The sequence below is a fragment of the Syntrophobacter fumaroxidans MPOB genome, from assembly GCF_000014965.1.
GTDB classification, from domain to species: domain Bacteria; phylum Desulfobacterota; class Syntrophobacteria; order Syntrophobacterales; family Syntrophobacteraceae; genus Syntrophobacter; species Syntrophobacter fumaroxidans.
In genome coordinates this window covers 3,965,823-3,987,605 of record NC_008554.1, presented here as the reverse complement: position 1 = coordinate 3,987,605, position 21,783 = coordinate 3,965,823, and the positions used below count along the sequence as shown (strand labels likewise).

Annotated in this window: 16 protein-coding genes; 11 read left to right on the top strand and 5 right to left on the bottom strand. The window is 59.2% G+C overall.

Annotated features, from left to right (window positions below; all coding sequences use genetic code 11):
• Window positions 1-118: 118 nt before the first annotated feature.
• Window positions 119-748, bottom strand: a complete 630-nt coding sequence (locus tag SFUM_RS23390) for a methyltransferase family protein (RefSeq protein WP_011700053.1) — start codon at window positions 746-748, stop codon at window positions 119-121.
• Between the two features lie 664 nt (window positions 749-1,412).
• On the opposite strand from SFUM_RS23390, the gene SFUM_RS22020 reads away from it, so the two are divergent.
• Entirely contained in the window at window positions 1,413-3,098 is a 1,686-nt protein-coding gene (locus tag SFUM_RS22020; RefSeq protein WP_011700052.1) for a sensor histidine kinase, read from the top strand.
• Window positions 3,099-3,261: 163 nt separating this feature from the next.
• Here SFUM_RS22020 and SFUM_RS16820 read toward each other — a convergent pair whose 3' ends face one another.
• From SFUM_RS16820 to SFUM_RS16810, 3 genes are all read right to left on the bottom strand, one after another.
• Window positions 3,262-4,455 carry an FprA family A-type flavoprotein gene (locus tag SFUM_RS16820; protein ID WP_011700051.1) on the bottom strand — a complete coding sequence of 398 codons (1,194 nt, stop codon included), beginning with the start codon at window positions 4,453-4,455 and terminating at the stop codon, window positions 3,262-3,264.
• Between the two features lie 34 nt (window positions 4,456-4,489).
• A complete protein-coding gene (rbr, locus tag SFUM_RS16815; protein WP_011700050.1) occupies window positions 4,490-5,065 on the bottom strand; it encodes a rubrerythrin in 576 nt (191 codons plus the stop codon).
• Between the two features lie 102 nt (window positions 5,066-5,167).
• Entirely contained in the window at window positions 5,168-5,644 is a 477-nt protein-coding gene (locus SFUM_RS16810) for a Fur family transcriptional regulator (RefSeq protein WP_011700049.1), read from the bottom strand.
• A gap of 307 nt (window positions 5,645-5,951) precedes the next feature.
• On the opposite strand from SFUM_RS16810, the gene SFUM_RS16805 reads away from it, so the two are divergent.
• The 7 genes from SFUM_RS16805 (at window position 5,952) to SFUM_RS16775 (ending at window position 13,640) form a co-directional block, all read left to right on the top strand.
• A complete protein-coding gene (locus SFUM_RS16805; protein WP_011700048.1) occupies window positions 5,952-8,447 on the top strand; it encodes an ABC transporter ATP-binding protein/permease in 2,496 nt (831 codons plus the stop codon).
• Window positions 8,422-8,937 carry a Crp/Fnr family transcriptional regulator gene (locus SFUM_RS16800; protein ID WP_011700047.1) on the top strand — a complete coding sequence of 172 codons (516 nt, stop codon included), beginning with the start codon at window positions 8,422-8,424 and terminating at the stop codon, window positions 8,935-8,937. The genes SFUM_RS16805 and SFUM_RS16800 overlap by 26 nt, the downstream gene beginning before the upstream one ends.
• 14 nt (window positions 8,938-8,951) lie before the next feature.
• A complete protein-coding gene (locus SFUM_RS16795; protein WP_150109547.1) occupies window positions 8,952-9,221 on the top strand; it encodes a hypothetical protein in 270 nt (89 codons plus the stop codon).
• A 203-nt stretch (window positions 9,222-9,424) separates the two neighbouring features.
• Window positions 9,425-10,210, top strand: coding sequence for an HD domain-containing protein (locus tag SFUM_RS16790; protein ID WP_011700045.1), 786 nt, complete (start codon window positions 9,425-9,427; stop codon window positions 10,208-10,210).
• Window positions 10,182-11,150 (top strand): P1 family peptidase, encoded by a 969-nt coding sequence (locus SFUM_RS16785; RefSeq protein WP_011700044.1) that lies wholly within the window; start codon window positions 10,182-10,184, stop codon window positions 11,148-11,150. The genes SFUM_RS16790 and SFUM_RS16785 overlap by 29 nt, the downstream gene beginning before the upstream one ends.
• A gap of 89 nt (window positions 11,151-11,239) precedes the next feature.
• Window positions 11,240-12,184 carry a universal stress protein gene (locus tag SFUM_RS16780; RefSeq protein ID WP_011700043.1) on the top strand — a complete coding sequence of 315 codons (945 nt, stop codon included), beginning with the start codon at window positions 11,240-11,242 and terminating at the stop codon, window positions 12,182-12,184.
• 205 nt (window positions 12,185-12,389) lie between these two features.
• Window positions 12,390-13,640 carry a Glu/Leu/Phe/Val family dehydrogenase gene (locus SFUM_RS16775; RefSeq protein ID WP_011700042.1) on the top strand — a complete coding sequence of 417 codons (1,251 nt, stop codon included), beginning with the start codon at window positions 12,390-12,392 and terminating at the stop codon, window positions 13,638-13,640.
• Between the two features lie 107 nt (window positions 13,641-13,747).
• Here the strand turns inward: SFUM_RS16775 and SFUM_RS16770 are convergent, their stop codons facing one another.
• On the bottom strand, window positions 13,748-16,102 hold the full coding sequence (locus SFUM_RS16770) for a PAS domain-containing sensor histidine kinase (protein WP_011700041.1): 2,355 nt from the start codon (window positions 16,100-16,102) through the stop codon (window positions 13,748-13,750).
• A 618-nt stretch (window positions 16,103-16,720) separates the two neighbouring features.
• Between SFUM_RS16770 and SFUM_RS16760 the strand changes: the two genes are divergently transcribed.
• From SFUM_RS16760 to SFUM_RS23595, 3 genes are all read left to right on the top strand, one after another.
• On the top strand, window positions 16,721-17,158 hold the full coding sequence (locus SFUM_RS16760; protein WP_011700039.1) for a DUF5661 family protein: 438 nt from the start codon (window positions 16,721-16,723) through the stop codon (window positions 17,156-17,158).
• Between the two features lie 757 nt (window positions 17,159-17,915).
• Complete coding sequence (locus tag SFUM_RS16755; RefSeq protein ID WP_011700038.1) at window positions 17,916-18,407, top strand: transposase; 492 nt, start codon at window positions 17,916-17,918, stop codon at window positions 18,405-18,407.
• Window positions 18,408-18,838: 431 nt separating this feature from the next.
• Window positions 18,839-21,634 carry a beta propeller repeat protein gene (locus SFUM_RS23595; protein WP_011700037.1) on the top strand — a complete coding sequence of 932 codons (2,796 nt, stop codon included), beginning with the start codon at window positions 18,839-18,841 and terminating at the stop codon, window positions 21,632-21,634.
• Window positions 21,635-21,783: the final 149 nt, after the last annotated feature.

Genomic DNA, 21,783 nt, shown 5'->3' with positions numbered 1-21,783 from the left:
GGTGTTCTTCGGTGCCGATCAAGCCGGGCGGCGCGGCTTTTCCCGGCTTCCGGTCAGCCTCCTCCTCCCGCCAGGGGCTATGCACGGTCGGGGAAGCCGGGGGCCGCTCTTTGCAGCGTCACGGAATGCGAAGAAGATCGGGGAGGACCCCGTTGCGGTGCAGTCCTTCGAGCAGTCGGAGGACACCGAGAACGAGGATGAAAAACGAAGCGTCCACGAAGCAGCGGCGATATTTCCCGGCATTCACCGGATACGTTTCCGGCTCGTTGAAGAGCGACGGCCTGGGAAAGAACCGGGGCACGGTCCGGGCATATCGATCATAGGCCTCGCCGTGCCGGGCGCTGAGGTCGTTTTCCTCGCGGCGCACCACAAACGGGTAGTAGAGATGGAAGGCGACCAGCAGGAGGGCCAGGACGACCAGGCTCTTCGCGGCAAGACCGATCCCGGTCACTCCGATCAGGCTGAAGAAGTAGAGCGGATGCCGGACCATGGAATAAGGCCCCTGGGTAATAATCTTATCGCCCTTGTATCCCGCGATGTACATGGAGGCCCACAAACGGCCGAGGGCACTTGCCACGACCAGGACCAGTCCCGCGAATTCGAGAAGCATCGCGGTGAATCCGCCGTCTACCCAGACGGGAGTGGTCAGCGCCAGCAGAGCGGCCACCACCACGGCAACCATCTGGGTCATGAATATTCGTGTGCCGAGCAAGAACTCGACCATTCTTGCCGGAATCCCGGTCGACATCCACCAATCCGTTCCCGGCGGCCTTAGCCGCCCGAGTTGAATCCCGCCCTCTCGAAAGAAGAAAAATACCCTCATGCCGAATCGCCTGTTGCGTTCCGGGTTAGAGTATGCACGCAACGCCGCCGTTCGTCCACCCCAAACAGGACACCCCAAACAGGATGCACAGGGGATGTCGGGGATGGATATCGCCCAGGCGGGAAGCGGATGTGCGTGAACGGAGGGATCGTTTGAAAATGTGGCCGGGGCCCGCCCTGCCCTCGCCTCTTTGAAAGGTGCCGCCGGCTGCTCGGGCATGACGGGCTCGGGAGCGGGCCGCGCAGATCGACCGTTCGGCGGCCGTTTCGAGAGCGGGCCGGATGCGGTGCCGGGTGGGCCTGTGCGGAATCGTTTCGTCGCGTGATCCCGGGGTGGAATCCCCGGGGCCATGGAGCGCGTTCCATTGAAAAAATGAACGTTAACAAATTGTTGCATACTTCTTACATGACTGTAATAACTAAAAAAATATTTAATTTATACAAATGTCCGGAATCTCCGAAGTAGAAAACAAATTGATAAACGATTTTGTTTAATCTATTGATGGTTGTTAAGGATCAGCCCATTTTGGAATGTGTCAGTCAACTGACTCTCCGTAACCGGTCCCTTGGACAAGCGCAAGGCCCGTTCCATGCAAAAGAAGAAGAGATTAACGCCGCCGGACGGTGAGAAGCGCTCCCGGCCGAGCGACAGCGAAGTTGACCCGGCCGCCGCCCGCCCCCCTGCAATGGAGGATATCGGGGAAGGACTGCGGACAGGCTGGAACTATTACACGAACATTCTCGAGTGCATGAACGACGGCGTTTTCATCATCGATTCCGACTTCAACATCCAGTATCTCAACAAGGCGGCCGAACGCGTCTTTGGAACTCCCCGGAACAGAAAGTGTTACGAGTACTTTCACAATCGGAATACCCCCTGCTATCGGTGCCGTATCGACGCGGTATTCAGCGGGAAGACGGTGCGGCGCATGAAGAACTACCCGCGCATTGGAAAGATCCATGAAGTTTTTGAAACGCGTCTGACGAATCCCGACGGCAGCTATGCCAAGCTTGGAATCGTCCACGACATCACCGACTTCATGCAGGTCGAGGAAGCCTTGCGGCTCGACGAAGCGCGTTTTGAAGCCCTTTATCGGCTGGGCCACATGGCAGAGGCGCCGATAGACGAGATCGCCGGTTTCGCGATGGAACAGGCGGTGAAGATCACTCGCAGCAGATTCGGTTTCCTTGGTTTCGTGAGTGAAGACGAGACGATATTCACCCGGCACGCCACTTCGGGAACGGCCATGAAGACCTGCCGAGTGAGCGGGAACCAGGCACGGTTCCAGGTGGATGAAGCGGGGGTATGGGCGGACGCGATCCGGGAACGAAGGCCGATCATCATCAACGACTATAAATCATATCGGGGAAGGAAGGGCATTCCCAAAGGCCACGTGCCGCTCAAACGCATCATGAGCGTACCGGTGCTGGACGGCCGGCGGGTTGTCGCGCTGGGCACGGTGGCGAACAAGGACGCGGAGTACAATGGAGCGGACGTTCGCCATCTCGCGCTGCTCATCGATACGATGTGGCGGATGGTCCAGCGCAAGGAAGCGGAACGCAACCTGCGCGTGTCCGAAAGCCAGCTCCGCGTCCTGTCCTCCAAGCTCCTGACGGTTCAGGAGGAAGAACGGGCGCGGCTTGCTCACGAGCTCCACGACAGCATCGGCCAAACCCTGGTGGCGGTCAAGTTCGGCATCGAGAACGCGCTCAAAGGGAGGACCGTGGGTGGCCTCGACGCCGTGTCGCAGCTCCTCGACCCCCTGGTGCCCATGGTTCAGAATGCAGTGGAGGAAGCCCGAAAGCTGTACATGGGACTGCGGCCCACCATTCTGGACGATTTCGGGGCGATCGCGGCGATCGGGTGGTTATGCAGCGAGTTCGAAGAGACGCATACGGGCATGCTCGTGGAGAAGACGGTGGACATTGACGAGGAGCATATCCCGATACCCGTGAAAATCGTCCTCTTCAGGACCGTTCAGGAAGCACTCAACAATGCGGCCAGGCACAGCGAGGCCACCCGGGTGGGGCTTTTCCTGAAGAAGGAGAAATCAGGCATAACGCTGGTCCTGGAGGACAACGGGATTGGTTTCGACAGCTCGCGCTATTTGTCGGGAGCGCAGGGAACGGGGCTGGGAATCGTGAGCATGAAGGAACGTATCGAGTTGTCGGGAGGAACCTTCTCCATCGAGTCGCAATCGGGAGCGGGAACCGCAATCCGTGCGTTCTGGCCGGATGAGTTCAGGCTGAAACTCTCACCCGATTTTCACCTCTGATACAATGGGGCGTTCACGATGAGCGCATTGGGCGGGAGGGCATAAAACCCTCCCCCTTTTATGTCTGACGGGCACATCGGTCCGTAGCAGGGGGCGGGGATTATCCCGCCCGCGTCACCTGCCCGACGGGCAGGTGTTGTGGCATCTTGAACGCACCTGGGTATCAGGCCTTCGCCTTCACCGCGCGGCCGATTTCCCGCCCGAACTCGATGCAACGGCTCAAGTCTTCCTCCGTAGGGGCGAATTTCATCCGCAGGCCGGGATTGAGCACTTCGACCTTCATTTCCTCCATGGCGCCGGTGAGAAGCTTCACCGCTTCACCACTCCAGCCGTAGGAACCGAAAGCGGCACCGATCTTCCCCTGGGGGCGCAGTCCCTTCATGTAGGTCAGCAGGTCGGCCATGGTGGGCATCATTCCGTTGTTGAGCGTGGGTGAACCCAGGATCAGCGCCCTGGCGTCGAGCACCTCCGCCATGACCTCGCTGCGGTGGGTCAACTCGAGATTGAACAACCTGAAATCGATTCCTTCCATTCCCAGGCCTTGGGAAATGGCCAAAGCCATGGACTCCGTGCTCTTCCACATCGTGTCGTAGATGATCAGGGCTTTTTGCCTGCTCACCTGCCGGCTCCAGGCGTCATAGGCGGCGAGGATCCTGCCCGGGTCCGCCCGCCAGATGAGCCCATGGTCGGGAGCGATCATGTCGAATTGGAGGCCGAGTTTCTTCACCGTCTCGATGAGTTTTTGCACCAGCGGTGAAAACAGCAGCAGAATGTTGGCGTAGTACTTGGCCGCATGGGCCAGCAGCTCTTCGGCGTTCACCTGGTCGTCAAACCGCTCGCTGGTGGCCCAGTGCTGGCCGAACCCGTCGCTTGAGAAGAGCAGGCGGTCCTCGGGTATATAGGACATCATGCTGTCCGGCCAGTGCAGCATGCGTGTTTCGAGAAACTGCACCGTCCGGCTCCCGAGGCTCAGGTTTTGCCCCGTCCCGACCACCTCGAAGGGCCAGTCCTCCCGATGGTAGTGCTCGATCAGCGCCTTCCTGCCCATGTCCGAACAGAACACTTTCTCCGGCCGGATGAGCTCCACGACGTCGGGCACCGATCCGGAATGATCCATTTCGACGTGGTTGACCACGAGATAGTCGATCTTGCGCGGGTCGACGATTCTGCGGATGTTTTGCACCAGTTGGTTCTTGAAGGGCTGCTTCACGGTGTCGAACAAGGTGATCTTGTCGTCCACGACCAGGTAGGCGTTGTAGGTCGTCCCCTTGGGCGTCGAGTAGCCATGAAAGCTGCGGATGTTCCAGTCTATGACCCCCACCCAGTAAATCCCTTTCTTAATCTCGAAAGGATGCATTTGAATCCCCTTTGTTGAATGGAAACTATGCGGCTTACCAGTTCTCTCCGAGCAGCTCGAAAAAACTCTGCGGGTGAGAACACGCAGGACAGGTGGTGGGAGCCTCGGGGGCTTCGTGGAGGTAGCCGCAGTTCAGGCAGCGCCAGACAACATGGCCGTCACGCTTGAACACCCGGCCTTTTTCGATGTTTTCGGCCAGTTCCCGATAGCGCTTTTCGTGCTGCTTCTCCGCAACGGAAATCGCATGAAAGACATTGGCGATGTTGTGGAAACCTTCCGCCTGGGCCACCCGGGCAAAATCCGGATACAACTCGGCGTGTTCGTGGTGCTCACCTTCCGCGGCCGCTTTCAGGTTCTCAAGGGTGCCGCCGATGACTCCCGCGGGAAATGCCGCGGCGACGGCAACCTCCCCGCCTTCCAGGAACTGAAAGAACCGCTTGGCGTGTTCCTTTTCCTGGTTGGCGGTCTCCTCGAAAACGGCTGCAATCTGCATCAACCCCTCTTTGCGCGCCTGTCCCGCGAAATACGAGTAGCGATTGCGCGCCTGCGACTCACCGGCAAACGCCATGAGCAGGTTCTTCTCCGTTTGCGTTCCGTTCAGCCGACCCATTACCCATCTCCTCACAAAATGGTTGAAGTGATCGTTGTTGACCCGCGACAACTCGCGGGCTCAACACCCGAGGACAAACACGGCGCCTCCGTCCGGCCGTATCTACGTGTCCGGCCGGCCCACCCCGCCGGAGTGCCCCCTCCGGGTGTCCCTGTCCCGGCAGGCACGCTCCGGTGCCTTGCATTTCGGACAAAGGCCCAGGAATTCCAAGCGAACCTCACGAATCTCATAGGAAGCGTCGATCTCACCGATAGCCCGGGATAAAGTCGAATCTCCGAGCGGCAGGTCATCCATGGCGCCGCACTCAAGGCACCTGACGTGGCAGTGCATCCGCGGATCGGCGTCAAAGCGCTTCTGCCTTCCGCAGATGTCCAGCTTACGTATGGTGCCTTGAAGGGCGAGAACCTCCAGGTTCCGGTAAACGGTCCCCAGACTGATTCTGGGCAACTTTCGGCGCACCCGCTCATAGACCTCGTCGGCGGTGGGATGCCACCGGCAGTTTCTGAGCTCCTCCAGGATCGTCCTCCGCTGGGAGGTCATTCTGAAGGCTCGAGGCTGGAGCACATTTTCCATTTTCATGGCGTTATCCCCGAAAGCACGGCTTGCTCATCACCCCCGCACACATAACGGCCGAAACGGCCGGCCCATCAATCCGCATGACCCGAGCACTTCGACCCGTGCTTACAGCTGTTGGTAACGATTACTAATAACATCCAGCCTCAATGTCAACCTGTTCGGCCTTCGCGCCGGACACCGCCTCACATTACCCGACGGCGCCTCGACACCGTGTCGTTAGCCTCGACACCGTTGACATTCCCAGGCTTCTGAGTCAAGTTGTTACGGTGATCGGCGTCCGTTGCCCTTGCCACCTCCGGAGATCTCATCCATGATCACCAAGAAATCCCTGTTTTCGTGGGTCTTGGAACGTCACCGCGGAGCTCAGATTCTTTTGTTCTTTTTGATTCTGAGCACACTTTTCTTTCGTGTGTTTCCACTCGAAATGCAAAAGAGGATCGTTAACCAGGCGATCGCCCTGAAGAAACTGGAGCTCCTGCTGCTCTACTGCGGGCTGTATTTGGGCGCCGTGGTGCTGGCGGGCGTCCTGAAGTACACGATCAATCTCCTGCAGGAATACATCGGCCAGAAGCTTCTGCTCCAGCTCAGGACCCAACTCTACGATCACATCCTGAGCCTGCCCCTGTCGTTTTTCAGGCGCACCTCGGCCGGGATGGTGATCACATCTCTGACATCGGAACTGGCGGTCATCGGGGAGTTTCTGGGCGGGGCACTGGCCATTCCCATCATCAATATCCTGACGCTGGTTGCTTTTGCGGCATACCTGGCCTATCTCGAACCGGTCCTGGCCGCCTTGAGTTTTTGCATCTATCCCGTTGAAGTCCTGATCATTCCCTTTTTGCAGAAACGATTCAACCGGCTGAATCAGAAGCGCATCGACCTGACGCGATCCATGAGCAACGTGATCGGCGAGGCGGTTTCGGGGATGCACGAAGTCCAGGGCAACACGGGGCGGCAGATCGAGAACTTGAAGCTCTCCCGTTATGCCGATCCGTTATTTGCCGTCCGCTATGCCATGGGCAAGGTCAAGTACCTGATCAAGTTCGCCAACAACTTCTTTCAAAGCCTCGGTCCGTTCATTCTGTTCCTCGTCGGAGGATACTTCACCATTCAGGGGCGTTTCGACCTGGGCGCTCTGGTGGCTTTTCTTTCCGCCTACGAAAAGCTCTACGATCCCTGGAAGGAACTGATGGATTATTACCAGAGTCTCCAGGACAGCCGAGTCAGGTATCGGCAGATCATGGAATACTTTGACGAGAAGCCGGAGTTCCGGATGCTTCCCGACGTGGAAAGAGAACCCTGTGAGCTCGAGGGCCGAATTGAAGTCAAGGATCTCTCCTTTCTAGCCGACGGTGAGATTCGAATCCTGGACAGGATTTCGATGGAGGTGGGGCCGGGCGAGCAGGTCGCTCTCGTCGGACTCTCCGGAAGCGGGAAAAGCACTCTTGCCATGCTCATGGGGCAGCTCTACAGCTATGACCTCGGCCATGTTCTTGTGGACGGCATGGAATTGAAGGATCTGTCCAAACTCGACGTCGGTCGAAACGTCGGCTATGTCGCACAGTATCCGTTCATATTTGACGGCACCATCCTGGAAAATCTGCTCTATGCCTGCGCTTCGCTCAACGCGACCGCCCCCCGTCACGGCAGACCGATCCCGGAGCGCGGCGAGGTTCTGGCCGCGGTGGAATCCGTGGGCCTGTCGGAGGATGTTCTCAACATAGGCCTCAACGCGGTGCTTTCCCCGGACCGGCATGAGGAGCTGGCGGCGCGGTTGATCGGCGCCAGGCAGGTCTTCTTTGCCAGATGGGGAAAGGAGCTCGAAGACGACGTCGACTTCTTCGATGAGAACCGATACCAGCATTCCATGAGCATCGGGGAAAACATCGTCTTCGGGCATTCGCAGAACACCGACTACGACCTCGAGCGGCTGCCGCGCAACGCCTTCTTCAGGAAGTTCCTGTCTGATGAGGACCTGGTGGCTCCGCTCCTGGAGCTTGGGGAGGACATCGCCAGGCAGACGGTATCCTTGCTGGAAGGCTTGGAGGATGAGGCGTTCTTCTTTGAGTCGAGCCCGATTCGCGCGGAAGAGATGGAGGCCTACGGCGAGGTGGTCGAGCGCCTGCCCAGAGGATTGGAATCGCTCCCATCGCAAGACCGGGATGCGTTGCTCCGGTTGGCGCTCAGGTTTATCCCCGCCAGGCACAAGATGGCCTCCCTGCCGCTCGCCCTCCAAACCCGGATTCTCGAGGCCCGGCGGAGCTTTGTACGCAGGATTTCGGAAAAGCAACCCGACGCCGTCACGTTTTACAGGCAATGCGAATATCTCTTTTCCCAGAATGTTGTGAACAATATCCTTTTCGGCCGCGCCAAAGCGATCCATCCGCACGCCATGGAACGGGTCCGCGACCGGGTCGTGGAACTGCTCCGAGCGGAGGCTTTGCTTGAAGACCTGATGGAAGTGGGGTTACAATTCAACGTGGGAAGTAAGGGTGACAGGCTCTCGGGCGGCCAGAAGCAGAAAGTCGCCATTGCGCGTGCTCTGCTCAAGAAACCCCACATCCTCATTCTCGACGAAGCCACCGCCAGCCTGGACAACGCCTCCCAGGGACGCGTGCAGGCGCTCTTCAACAATGAGCTCAGGGGCAAATCCACTCTCGTGGCCGTCGTTCATCGGCTGGAGCTCGTTCGCGGTTACGACCGGATCGCCGTCATGAAGGCGGGTAAAATCGTGGAGATTGGGCAGTACGACGAATTGCTGAACAGAAGGGGGCTTTTCTATGAGCTTGCCCACGGAACGGAATAGCGAATGTGCGCCTGCATCGAGAGGGCGTTGCGAGCTCGAGGACAGCCTCGAAATCCTGCGCAACGTTTCCGTTTTTGCAGGCATTCCGCTGCCCCGGTTGAAACTTTACGCCTATCTGAGCAGGAAGATGTGCTTTCAGGCCGGGGAGTTTCTCTTCCACCAGGGAGACTCCGGTGACCGCGGCTACATCGTCATCTCGGGCCGGTTGCAGGTGATCAGGGAATTGAAGGAACATTCCGTGTTGCTGCACGAATTCAAACCGGGAGATTTCTTCGGAGGCATGGCCCTGCTCTCGGATGTGAACAGGCTTTTCTCGGTCAGGGCCGTCACGTCGGCGGAATGTCTCTCCCTGGACCGTGAGAGTTTCCGGAAGCTGATGATCCAATTTCCGGAAATCGCCTTCAAGGTGCTCGACATGATGATCAGGCGCATCGTGAACATGGAGGAAAAGCTGCTGCAAACCCAAATCAGCGAAGGCGTGCGCGGCTAGAAAGCATGGACGGGATGAAAGCAGGAAACGACATCCGGACGCACACGTACACCGACTCGGAACGGGAAGAGGAGGAAAAGCGGCTGCGCCGTCTCCAGAGGATTGTGGGTTTGTGCCTCTCCCTCATCGCGCAATCCTCGATTTCCATGGAAGAAGCCGAGCGGCTGGCGGCCGGAGCACGCTCGCATGCCTTGCGGCTCTTCCCCGGTAAGGAAGCGACCTTCGAAATGATCTATGCGCCTCGGTTCAGGCGATTGATTGCGGAAAAATTCGGTTTGCATTAAACTTTGCTCTTGCGGACTCAATCACAACGGCTCCTTCTTCCCGAGTCGCCTTCACCGGACGGATGACCGGAATTCGGCGGCCGTCCCGGGGCGGACTCCGCGGGACGATTCCCGCACTTCGAGCGTAGCGGAAGGCACGGGTGAGGAAGCCGCCGGCAGCAATACGGCGCTTCAACCTTTTCGTTTCCAAAGAGCGGCATCGCATGAATGAAATGACTCGGAGATTGCAGCGGGAAGCGGAACGAATCGCGTCGAAACATCCTCTTCCCGAATTCTACTTCCGGTTCAAGGCGCCCATTGCTTTAGCCCGAAGGCTGTATTTCAACCATCCGCTGGTGGTGCTCATGCGCAAGACCGTGCAGCCCGTGCTCCAGGAAGACCTGGGACACGGCATGTTTCACAGCGCGCGAGTCAGCATGGACACGGCGACGCTGGTTTTCGTGGAAAGCCAGTCCGTTTCCGCCAACCCCCTCGGCATCGAGAGGATGATGGTGCTCGGCTTGCTCGCGGGTTTGCTGCACGACATCTGCCGCGACCGGGAGCATCACGCGGAGGTCGGCGCAATCGAAGCGGAGAAGGTGCTGAAGCGGTTCGCCTTAAGCAGGAACGAGACGAAGTGCATTTGCGAGGCCATCAGGAACCATGAAGCCTTCATTGCCCCAACGCCTTGCAAGCGCCGGGCCTATCAGCTGATCAGCGACTGCCTCTACGACGCGGACAAGTTTCGCTGGGGGGCGGACACTTTCCTGCATACACTGTGGCACATAGCCGACCACCAGGGGCTCACGCCCAGGGAGCTCATCGATCGTTTTCCCTGGGGCATATCGGGCACACTCCGCATCGCCGAAACCTTCCGAACACCCACGGGCCGCCAGTACGGACCCGAGATCATCCAGACGGGGATCGATATCGGCAAGGAGATCTATCGATACCTCCTGCAGCATTTCAAGGAAGAAGCCCATGAAGAACGACACCCTGACCGCCATTGACGGAATTCGAGTCGGTCACGCCGAACTCGACGGTATCCCCAGCGGCTGTACCGTTGTTTTGCCCGGCGGGGGCGCGATTGCCGGCGTCGATGTCCGCGGCGGCGCTCCCGGGACCTACGGCACCGATGCGTTCTATCCCCTGAACCTGGTTGATCAGGTGCACGGGTTGTTTTTCACCGGGGGCAGCGCATTCGGACACAACGTGGCGGGAGGAGTGAGGCAGTATCTGCGGGAACGGAATCTCGGGTTCGACACGGGTCACGGCCTCGTTCCGATCGTCGCAGGCGCCGTGATCTTCGACCTCAGCATCAACCGGTCGGCCGTCTATCCCGATGCGGCGCTCGGTTACGCCGCCTGCGTCTCGGCTTCCACGGACCCGGTGGCGGAGGGGAACACCGGAGCGGGCCGAGGAGCCACGGTCGGCAAACTCTACGGCATCGAGCAGGCGATGGCGGGAGGCGTCGGCAGCGCCTGCGTCTTTGCCGCACGCGGCGTAAGAGTCGGCGCACTTTTCGTCGTGAATGCCTTCGGCGACGTCGTCGATCCGGACAATCGCAAGATCCTGGCGGGAACCAGAAAAGACCGCACCCGTCTCGAGCTCGTCGACTCCGATGCCGAATTGATGCGAATCGAGCAATTTCAAGGCTTTCCCGATGGGCAGGCCACCGTCGTCGGTGTCGTTGCGACCAACGTGAAATGCAACAAAACCCAGCTCACCAAGGTTGCCCAGATGGCGCACGACGGAATGGCCAGGACGGTCTACCCCGCCCACACCATGCACGACGGAGATGCCATTTTCGCTCTGAGCGTGGGGGAGATCAAGGGGGTCGAGGTGAGCATCGTCGGAGCACTCGCGGCACGGGCGACGGCCGAGGCAATCATAAGGGCGGTCCGCAATGCGCGGGCACTCGATGCCATTCCGTGCCATTCCGATCTGTGACGTAACGTGCGAGACCGGGCGGAGAGGTGCCGACCGCGGCAGTCTCCGGTCCGCCGCCCGATTCCCATAATATCGAACGAGGTTGAAGAATGAGCGCCGACCAGAAGAAGAGAGCCTTGTTGGTTGTGGACGGGTCCTATCAGTCGTTCGAAACCGTCGGGTACGTGAGCGGGATTCTGCCCGCTTCCCGTTGCGAGCTGGTGTTGCTGCATATCAGCAGCAAGGTCCCGGAAGCCTTCTGGGACCTGGAAAAGGATCCCGTTTGGCACCAGAAGGTCCAGACGGTCAGGGGATGGGAAAGGCAGCAGGAAAGAAAGATCTCCGACTTTATGGACCGTTCCAGGCAGGTTCTTGTGGATGCGGGATTCCCCGGGGAAGCCGTCAGGGTTGAAATCCGGGAACGCCGGGAAGGCATCGCGCGGGACATCGGCAAGGAAGGGCTTCGAGGATACAGCGCCGTGATCCTGGGGAGACGGGGCCTGAGCACCGTGCAGGACCTTTCCCTGGGTGGCGTTGCCCAGAAACTGGCGCTCAAGCTTACCGGCACCACGGTCTGGCTCGTGGGCGGCAAACCCGAGCAGACCGGCATCCTCATCGGTCTCGATTCATCCGAGGGTTCCATGGCGGCCGTGGAGTACGTAGCTGAAATGACTCGCGGGAGCGCTCCGAAGATCGCGCTCGTTCATGTCGTCCGTTCCGTGTCGAGCGGTCAGGGGGACGTCGAGGAAGTGTTCACGGAGGAGTACCGCGAGAAGCACGTCGAGGAAGCCACAAACCGGATTCGACCGGTCTTTCGCAAAGCGACCGAGAAGCTGGTTGCCGCGGGGATTCCCGCCGACCGGATTTCCGCCAGGATCCTTTCGAAGGTGTTCAGCCGCGCGGGAACGCTCCTCCAGGAGGCCGGGCGGATGAACTTCGGAACCATCGTGGTGGGACGCAGGGGCTTGTCAACGGTGCAGGAATTCGACATGGGCCGCGTGAGCAACAAGCTCATGCAGGCAGCCAGGGACCGGGCCGTGTGGCTTGTGGGCTAGAAGCGCCTCGGATGCGGCGCAACCGGAGGTTTCGTTGCCTCCGGGCCTCGCTTGCGGGTTTTTCCCCGTTGGAGCGCTCACCGGTCCTCCTTCCTCCGCATCGTCACGCAGCTCGAGAATGCCGGAATCGCGGGATCGTTTTTCCACGGGCGACGCTCCGTCGTCCGGGAGTCCAATTCAAGGTCCGTCACAACAGGAGTCAGCCATGGACGAAACATTCAATCCGTTCAGAATCGCCCAGCAGCAACTGGATCACGCCGCGGAAAGACTCGGGTTGGACGCGGCGACGCACGAGCTGTTGCGCTGGCCGATGCGTGAAATCAAGGTGACGCTCCCGGTCAGAATGGACGACGGATCAACGAAGATCTTTCACGCGTTCAGGGTTCAATACAACACCGCCAGGGGGCCCGCCAAAGGGGGCATCCGCTGGCATCCGCAGGAGACCATCGACACCGTCAGGGCCTTGGCCGCCTGGATGACATGGAAGACCTCGGTTGTCGACATTCCCCTCGGCGGCGGCAAGGGCGGCGTCATCTGCAATCCCAAGGAGCTGTCGGAAGCGGAAAAGGAACGCCTCGCCCGCGCGTACATCCGCGCCGTCGCCGGGTCGCTCGGAGGCAGCAGGGACGTGCCGGCGCCCGACGTATACACGACTCCCCAGATCATGGCCTGGATGCTGGATGAATACGAAACGATCCGGGGCGAGAATCACCCCGGCGTCATTACCGGAAAGCCGATTCCGCTGGGAGGCTCCCAGGGACGCAGCGACGCCACGGCGCGAGGGGGCATCTACGTCACGAGGGAAGCCGCGGCGGCCTACGGCATCGAGCTCAAGGGCGGAACCATGGCCGTCATGGGCTTTGGCAACGTGGGCCATCACGCGGCCCTCCTGGGCGAAGAGATCCTCGGCTTGAAGCTGGTGGCCGCTTCCGATTCCAAGGGCGGGGTTGTCAACCCCGCGGGCATGGATGCCCGGGCGCTGGCCGACCACAAGTCGAGGACCGGAGCCCTCAAAGGATTCCCAGGCACGGACGCGATCACCAACGACGACCTGCTGGGGTTGGATGTGACGGTCCTGTTCCCGGCGGCCCTCGAGAACGCCATCACCCGGGACAATGCGTCGCGGCTCCGCTGCCCGATGGTCTGCGAACTGGCCAACGGACCGACCGCGCCCGAGGCCGACGCGATCCTGGACGCCAAGGGCATCGTCGTGCTGCCGGACTTCCTGGCCAATGCCGGAGGCGTGACCGTTTCCTACTTCGAACAGGTGCAAAACGCCTACAACTTCTACTGGGAACTCCAGGAGGTGCACCAGAGGCTCGACAGCAAGATGACTCACGCGTTCCGGAGCGTCCTTGAAATGAGCCGGCGCAACCAGGTGCCTCTCCGCGAGGCAGCCTACCTCGTGTCCGTAGCCCGAGTGGCCGAGGCATGCAGGCTGCGCGGCTGGGTCTGAACGGGAAATGCTCGGCGTTCGGTCGGGCCTGCCTGCGCTCCCGGGCGGAATCCCCCGCGGGAGCGTCTGCCGGACGGCCGGTAGATTTGAAAGGAAAGCGACGGGCTTCAGTGCCGGCGGGGCGGTTTCGCCTTTCCAAGGGATGCCGGCACGGGCCAGGAAACGCTGACGGTCGTCCCTTTGCCGCGGATTGAGCTGACACTGAGGGAACCGCCGGAGAGAGCCACCCTTTCTCTCATTCCCGCGAGGCCGAAACCTTTCTCGCTTTCAACGGCATGATGAAGGCTGTCCTGATCAAAGCCCACGCCATCGTCGGCAACATCGAGTCGAATCGCACCCCCGGAGATCGACAGCGCGACCTCCACGCCCTCGGCCCGGCTGTGCCTTGAAATGTTGTTCAAAGCTTCCTCGACGACTCTGAAAATCACGATTTTGAGAGACTCCGGAATGCAGTCCTCTTCAAGCTCGATACGCTCACTGATCCTCATTTCCGGATAGTTTCGACGAAATTCCTTGCACAGCCAGTCGATGGTCACGATGACCCCCAGGTCGTCGAGCATCGAAGGCCTCAGCCCCATGTAAAGCCTGCGTGCCTCCTCGATGGCGCCCTGGATGATAGGAATCAACAGACCCAGTGAGTGAAAAACCGTCTCCTCCCCCGCGGAGGCTCCATACCGCACGGCGTTTTCCACTCCGTACTTGATTGCCGCAAGCGACTGCCCGATGCTGTCGTGAAGCTCGGCGGCGACTCTTTTCCGCTCCTCCTCCTGTGCCGTCAGCAAACGTGATGAAAGATACTTGAGCTGCCGCTCCGAATCCTTGATCGCCATTTCGAGCTTCTTGCGTTCCGTGATGTCCTCGATAAAGCCTTCCAGGTACAGGGGATTTCCCTTCTCATCCCGGACCAGGCGGATATTTTGATTCACCGTGATGCTCTTGCCGTTCTTGCGCAGCAGATCGCTCTCGACCTTGACCAGTTCACCCCCTTCAGCAAGCCTTTTCAGCAGCTCGGTCCTCTGCCGGGGATCGGCGTACACCTGTTCGGCAATATTGCTGACCAGCCGCATCACCTCTTCCGGCGATTCGTAGCCCAACATGCGCGCGAAAGCAGGATTGAGACTCAGGTGTTTTCCCTGCAGCGTCGCCTGAAAAATGCCGATCACCCCGTGCTCGAAGATGCTGCGGTATTTCTCCTCGGACCTCTGCAGCGCTTCTTTGGCCAGCCGGGCGTCGGTCATGTCGCGGCACACGGATACCACGTGAGTGACCCGATCCCGACGACCGTAATAGGGATAGCAGGAAACGCCGTAAAACCTCGGCCCTTCCTCCTTGTGGGGTGTCCAAAGCTCGTAGTGAACAACCTCCCCCTTGAAGCAACGGTCCAGGTAGCCTCGGTTTTCATTGAAATACTCTTCCCCCCAGATTTCACCCAGCCCGCGGCCGACGATCTCCTCGCGGCCCGCTCCCACAGCCTTGCACAGCGCCGTATTGACCGCCTCGTAGGTGTAATCCGGAGCGATCAAAACCATGATGTCCCCCGAGGTATTGACGATGAACTCGTATTTCTTCCAAATCTCTTCGAGCATCTTGCGGTCGGTAGTGTCCCTCCCCACCGCCTGGTACTCCGTCAACTTGCCCGAGCCGTCGAAAATGGCACGGTAGCTCCATTGCTGCCAGCAAAGCTTTTCGTTGCAGCGTAACGACCTCTGCTCCACCATCTCCACCGGGTGCGACCGGGTCAGCGACGTGAGCACCTTTTTGAGGAGCGGTCGATCTTTTGAATGAACGCTGCCGAGATAGTTCCGGCCCAGAAAAAACTCCTTGCTCCTTTCGAAATATCGACAGTAGGCGTCGTTCACGAACGTGAGTCGACCATCGGGCTGAAACCGGATGATCAGTTCCGTCTGGTCTTCTATAATGCCGCGGAAGCGGGCTTCGTTATCCTGGAGCTCCCGGATCATGCCGAGTTTTTCGGTGATGTCCTGCACCTGGGCCAGGTAACCCGAAGGCTTGCCGCCCTCCTCCGAGATGAGAGGGGCGATCAGCACGTCCAGGTAAACAAGCCCTTCCTTAGAGGTGGGATAGAGTTCCAGCTCCCGAACCCGGTTGAAATCGAACGGCACCTCCAAGCGCATCGTCATGCCCTCACGCAGACACCGAATGACGTCTTCCGGAAGATTGGGATCCTTAAAGAGATCAAAGTGCTTGACCGCCGAAAACCCCGGCACTCCGAACATCTCCAGACAGGCCCGGTTGGCGTTGACCAGCATTCCGTTCTCGTCATAGAGCTCGATGCAAATGGGTGAGGCGGAAAAGATCTGTTTGAATCTCTGTCGGCTCTCCCGGAGAAACTTCTCCATCTGCCGGGCAGAGGATTCCGCGCGCTCCAAATGCCTGATGCGTTCCCGCAACCGGGCTATCTCCTGGCGCAACAGATCCTCTGGGGTGTCCCGATCACTCATCCGAGTCGCTCCGGAAAACACAGACGTCATGACGTTTGAAAGGCACCGAACCACTTTGACGTAATCTATACTAAGCCCTGGAGAAAAACAAGCCGCGCGATTTCGGCGTGTGACGGCACGATCCCCGCGGACGGAATGCCCCCTCCCACGTACCGGAGCCCGTGAACCGGGATCGATTCAGGCGCATCTTCACCCCGTCATGCCGCCGCACGACCCCGAATATTTCATGTCGTCCCGATCGATACATTTTGATTATGGCGAAACGATTCTTAAATTTGGACGTAATGGGACTTGAAATGACTGCCTTTCATCGTGCGCGGCTGAGCATCGTTGCAGGTGCGATGAAGCAGGAGAAGAGCGGCTGGAATCCCCCGGGGCGGGCAATTGGTCCGAGTCCTCCGGCAACGGGATTGTGGAATGCGGCGCTCGGACATTGCAGATCAACGGGGCAGAGTTATCTTGCGGGGAAAAAGAAACGTCCGATGACGTGGCCCAGGCGGATCCTGGGAACCGTGTCCCTGAGACGAGGCGGAAGCAAGCCACGGGAGGAGAAGACGCGCACTGTCTTCCCGAAGCCGTGAGAAGAAAACACCTGAACCGAAAAACGGAGGAATAAGTATGGAATTGCCGGAATACGTCAGTATTGAGGAAGTCAGGCGCATTTGCCGGGATCTGAAACTTCGCGATTGGACGGAAATCACGGACGGTCGAGTGCTCGCGGAGGAGGCCCGGACAATCCTTGCGGAAGTGAACCGCGAAGGCATGGACGTGCCGCTCGAAGATTTCCGAAGGGGACTCGAGGTGGAGCTGGAGCATGGGACACGGTTCAAAGACGCCAACGTGACCAACAATCATCCGCTTCTGACCGGAAAAATAGTCATCGCGCACCTCAAGGAGACCATGGACTATTACCTGCGCCTGGAAGTCGCCGAGCTCGAAGGCGATATCCTCAAGGCCCTGCTGCGAAAGAACCTGCCCAAGGTCGAAAAGCTCTACGCGGAGCTCGCCAAAGCTCGAGCGGCACTGAGCGAAGCCGAGGCAAAGCAGCTTGGATGATGATTGCCGCCGGTCAATGAAGGCAATCGAGCGCGATGGGCCTGAAGCGTTGCTTCCATAAGCGGCGCCCTCGCCCCGGGTCCCCCCGTCGGTGCCGAAACCGGACAAGCGTCATTTCCATGGAACGCCGTGCATGATGGACTCTCGCTTAAAAACGCCGACCGTCGCCCTCATTGCCGCACAATCGGGAGTCCGGGTCTTCATCGTCTCCCGTGCCTCCGGCCTTCGCCGGGGGCACGGGAGCCATTCGCCCCGGCCGGTGGGCCACGCGGATACAGGAAGAGCGACAACCGTCGGGAAGTCGCGCGCGGCAAAGGGGCCGACACCGGGAAGGCCGGGCACGCTCTTGGAACGTTCCGGGCCCTTGCGTTGCCCGTTCGAAGCCCCTTAAACGGATTTAATGTATCCGACGGGACAAAGCACATGGCGAAAACCCGTCCTGCCCGAACGAGCCCATGCGGGAAGCTCCGGGACAGGAATTCCAGCGGTGTGAATACCTGCCTTCCGGGAATCGCCCGTGCCCGCCCGTCATGTCATTGACGAGAGCTGCATGCCCCCTGCTCCTCCGCGACCATATGACAAATAATGTCACTTTTGTGCCGTTTTTTGTCTGACCCGCCTCCATTGATACTGAAGATCTTCATGATTTTCCATCAATGTCTCAGATCGAAACTTATCCTTAAATAATCGAGATTTTGTTTACGGAATATGCCATACTCTCCAGGCATCTTCCATTCAGCGGATCCGGAGGAGGAACATGGCTGAAATATCGTCTCGGCAACTGTCCGATGCCTTCTGGGAAAAGGTGGAGCCTTTGATTCCGAGGCCCGAACGAGACCCGGAAAGGAGCTACCGGCGAAAACCGGGAGGGGGCAGGAAACCGCTGCCGCCGCGAAAAATCCTCGAAGCTGTTTTGTACGTTCTCCGCACGGGTTGCCGCTGGAAATCGCTCCCCGGAGCACGCTTCGGCAGCCCCAGCGCCGTCCACGCCCATTTCACCAGATGGATGCGCGCGGGTTTCTTCACCCGGCTCTGGCGCGCGGGCCTGGCCGAATATGACGAGATGGAAGGCATCGCGTGGCGCTGGCAGGACAATGACGCCGGAACGCTCGAAGGGGCGCCGGCCGACCGGAAAGCCGGCGGCCGAAGGTCGAGGGGGAAGGGAGAAGACAAGATCGAGGGAGCCGGCTACGGCGGCCGGTTCTGGGGTCCCGCGGTCAATCGTCGCCGTCGGGGCGGATCGCATTGAAAGGCATCGGCTGGAATGATGCGGGCGATTTCCGCAACCAGGAATTTATTTATGGATATTTTGCCAATATATACTCGATGCATAGAGAGTTCCGAAAGGTCAGTGCAGAACGGATGAAATGAAGGCCTGCCGCAGATCCCCAAATATTAATTTTCATTAATTTTATTTATGGCTCGCTATTTGCTAATTCTTTAATTGCTTATCAAAATCTTAGGGTCGTGGGGCGGATTCTGTGCCTGTTTTCTTTCAAGCCCGTCAGTCCGGATCGTCAATCAAGGACAAGGCAACGGCGGCACATGGAGAGGCGGCTTGCCGCGTGCGGAATCGGAAGAGGTCCGTCGTGAAAACCTTGTGGCCCTAACACGACACGGAATGGCATCCTGAAATGCGCAGCGGGTGCTCAGGCGCCGACAAGAATCAAGGGGGGATTTATGAACGTTCGTCGAGTCGCTCAAGTTGTATTGCTTCTATTCGTCGCGCTTCTCGTTTTTCTTCCGCAGCCGGCCACCGGTGCAAGCCCATTGGACACCTGGCGCTTGAGAAATCCCTTGCCGGAGCTCGGCAACCACCTCAACGGGGTCTCGTGCAGTTCATCTGCCTGCACCGCGGTTGGTGTGGGCGGAAGGATCATCACCTCCACCGACGGTTACAATTGGACCACGAGGGATTCGAGAACCAGCGACACCCTCTATCAGGCGGCATATGGAAACAACAGATGGGTCGCCGTGGGCGACAAGGGCACCATCGTGAGGTCAACCAACGCGGGGGTCTCCTGGAGAGTTTCCATCGAGGGATATTCGGATGTGGACGGCCTTCGCGGAGTCGCTTTCGGCAAAGGGTCCGGCAGCTCGTCGGCAAGGTTTGTCGCCGTGGGCAAGTCCGGGAGAATCCTATCCTCCACGGATGGGATCAACTGGAACTACCAGGTTTCCGGGACCGGCAGCCAGCTCAATGCGGTGGCTTTCGGTAACGGCGTTTTCATCGCCGTGGGCAGCGCGGTGTCCGGTACAACCCACCCGGTGATCCTGAGATCCACGAACGGGACAACCTGGACCGAGGTATACGGCAGCGCCACCCAGAGCTTTTTCGGAGTCACCTACGGGGACGGTCAGTTCATGGTCGTCGGTTCCCAGTGTTCCGACACAACCATCCTTGTTTCGAACTCCACCGGCACGAGCTGGAGTTGGAACGATCCGCAGGACACTTCGACCCTCAAGGCAGTGGCCTTCGGTTCCATCAACACCGGTCCCACCTTCGTTGCGATAAACGGTTCGGGCACTGTGTTCACTGCTCCATCCAAGACCGAAAACTGGGTCAAATGGTCTTCGGGGGTTCTGGGGTATCCGTCGGCTAACACTTCGAACAACGTGCTCAACGGTATCACGTTCTTCAAAAAGACCTTCATCGTCGTCGGTTCCGACGGCAAACTGATGACCTCGGCGGACGGCGCGTCGTGGACTGAAAGGCCCTCGGCGGCATCCAATTTTGTCAACGGGGTCGTGTATGCCGAAAACATTTACGTCGCGGTGGGCTGGGGCGGCCAAATCCTGACGTCGACGGATTCGCGGGCATGGGTCGAAAGGGATTCGGGAACATCATTTTCCCTGTATGGGATCGCCTATGGAAACGGAACTTTCGTTGCCGTGGGCTCCCGGGGAAAAATCGTCTCTTCCGCGGACGGAACAACCTGGGTATCGCGAACCTCGAACTTCACCGGGCCGCTTTTTGCCGTCACCTACAGCTCTGCTGCGGGGCTTTTCGTGGCGGTGGGTTCGAGCGGGAAAATACTCACATCGCCGAACGGAGGGACATGGACGTCGAGAACTTCAGGCACCAGCAGCTATCTATACGCCGTGGCTTACGGCGACGGCCAATTCATCACCGTCGGCCAGGGCGGCAAGATCCTGACTTCACCAACCGGCAGTACATGGACCAGCCGCACTCCTTCGTCGATCAGCACCCATTGTCTCTACGGAGTGACCTATGGCGGCGGCATGTATGTGGCGGTGGGTGAAAACGGGACCGTTCTGACCTCGCCGGACCGCACGACATGGACCAAGAGGAACAGCGGCGTCACCAATGCGCTCAGGGGGATCACCTATGTTCAAAGCACCTATGTCACAGTAGGAAGCGGGGGCAAGATTCTCACTTCAGCCGACGCCTCCTCATGGTCTTCCAAGACCTCGAACATTCCGTACTCGCTTCTGACAATAACCGCAAAGCCTGACGGCACTATGGTCGCCGCGGGGACTTTCGCAACCATTCTCTGTTACAATCCCGCGAAGGATTCCTGGATCATCCGCTCCACGGGAACATACAAGACCATCAAGGCGATAGCCCGAGGAACGGTCAACGGACAGGTCAGGTACGTCGTTGTTGGTGAAAGCGCCACGGTTCTCACCTCCTCGAACGGCAGCACATGGGATATCAAGACCATCCCGGGAGCGGGCTGGCTCAATGGGGTCATCTACGGCCACGGCCGGTTTGTCGCGGTTGGTGCGACTTCTGCCAACAAGGCGGGCGTTTTCACCTCAACGAACGGCGACACCTGGACCGAGCAAACGTTCGTCAAGCCTCCCGGTTTTTCCTGGCAGATTGAGCTCCCCAGCGGCACGGCCCTGAACGGTATAACTCTTGGCGACAACGTCTTCGTGGCCGGCGGCGAGGACGGGGTGGTCGTCAGATCGACCGACGGAACGTCCTGGTACTATTACCTCCTCGAAACCTGCTTCGATACGAAGAGCGTGTCCTACGGGAGGGACACTTTCGTCATGGTGGGCAATTACAATCCTTATACCCGCACCATTCTCGACTCGCCGGACGGGATCTACTGGACCATGTCCTATGCCCCCATCATTCCTCAATCCCCGACCACGGGGTTTTCGGGCGTTGACTTCGGCGGCAACCGCTTCGTCGTCGTAGGCCCGAGCGTGAAGATCGTCGTATCGACGCAAGCAAGCCCGGTATTCGGTTGGAGACAAAGGGCTCTGCAGGATTTTACGGGCAGCTTCGATTTCACGGGAATCAGCTACGGCGGAGGTGATGTTTTCGCCGCCGTCGGCACATTGGGGCAAATCCTCACGACACCGGACGGCGCAACGTGGACCTTCAGGAAATCAGGCACCACGAAGAAGCTGTATGGAATCGCTTACGGCAACAGCACGAACGGGAAAACCTTCATGGCCGTGGGAGAAGGCGGGATGATCCTTCAATCCGGCGCCCTCTAGCGGGACTCCGCACCCGGAGAGAAGACATGAATGCCCGTAGATAGCCGCCGGGGAATAAATGCGGCGCAGTTGCGAACATGGCTCAGCGGTCACGGCACCAGGCAAGCCTGGTGCCGTGACCGCCTGCGGCCTCCGCAGCACCGTCCCTT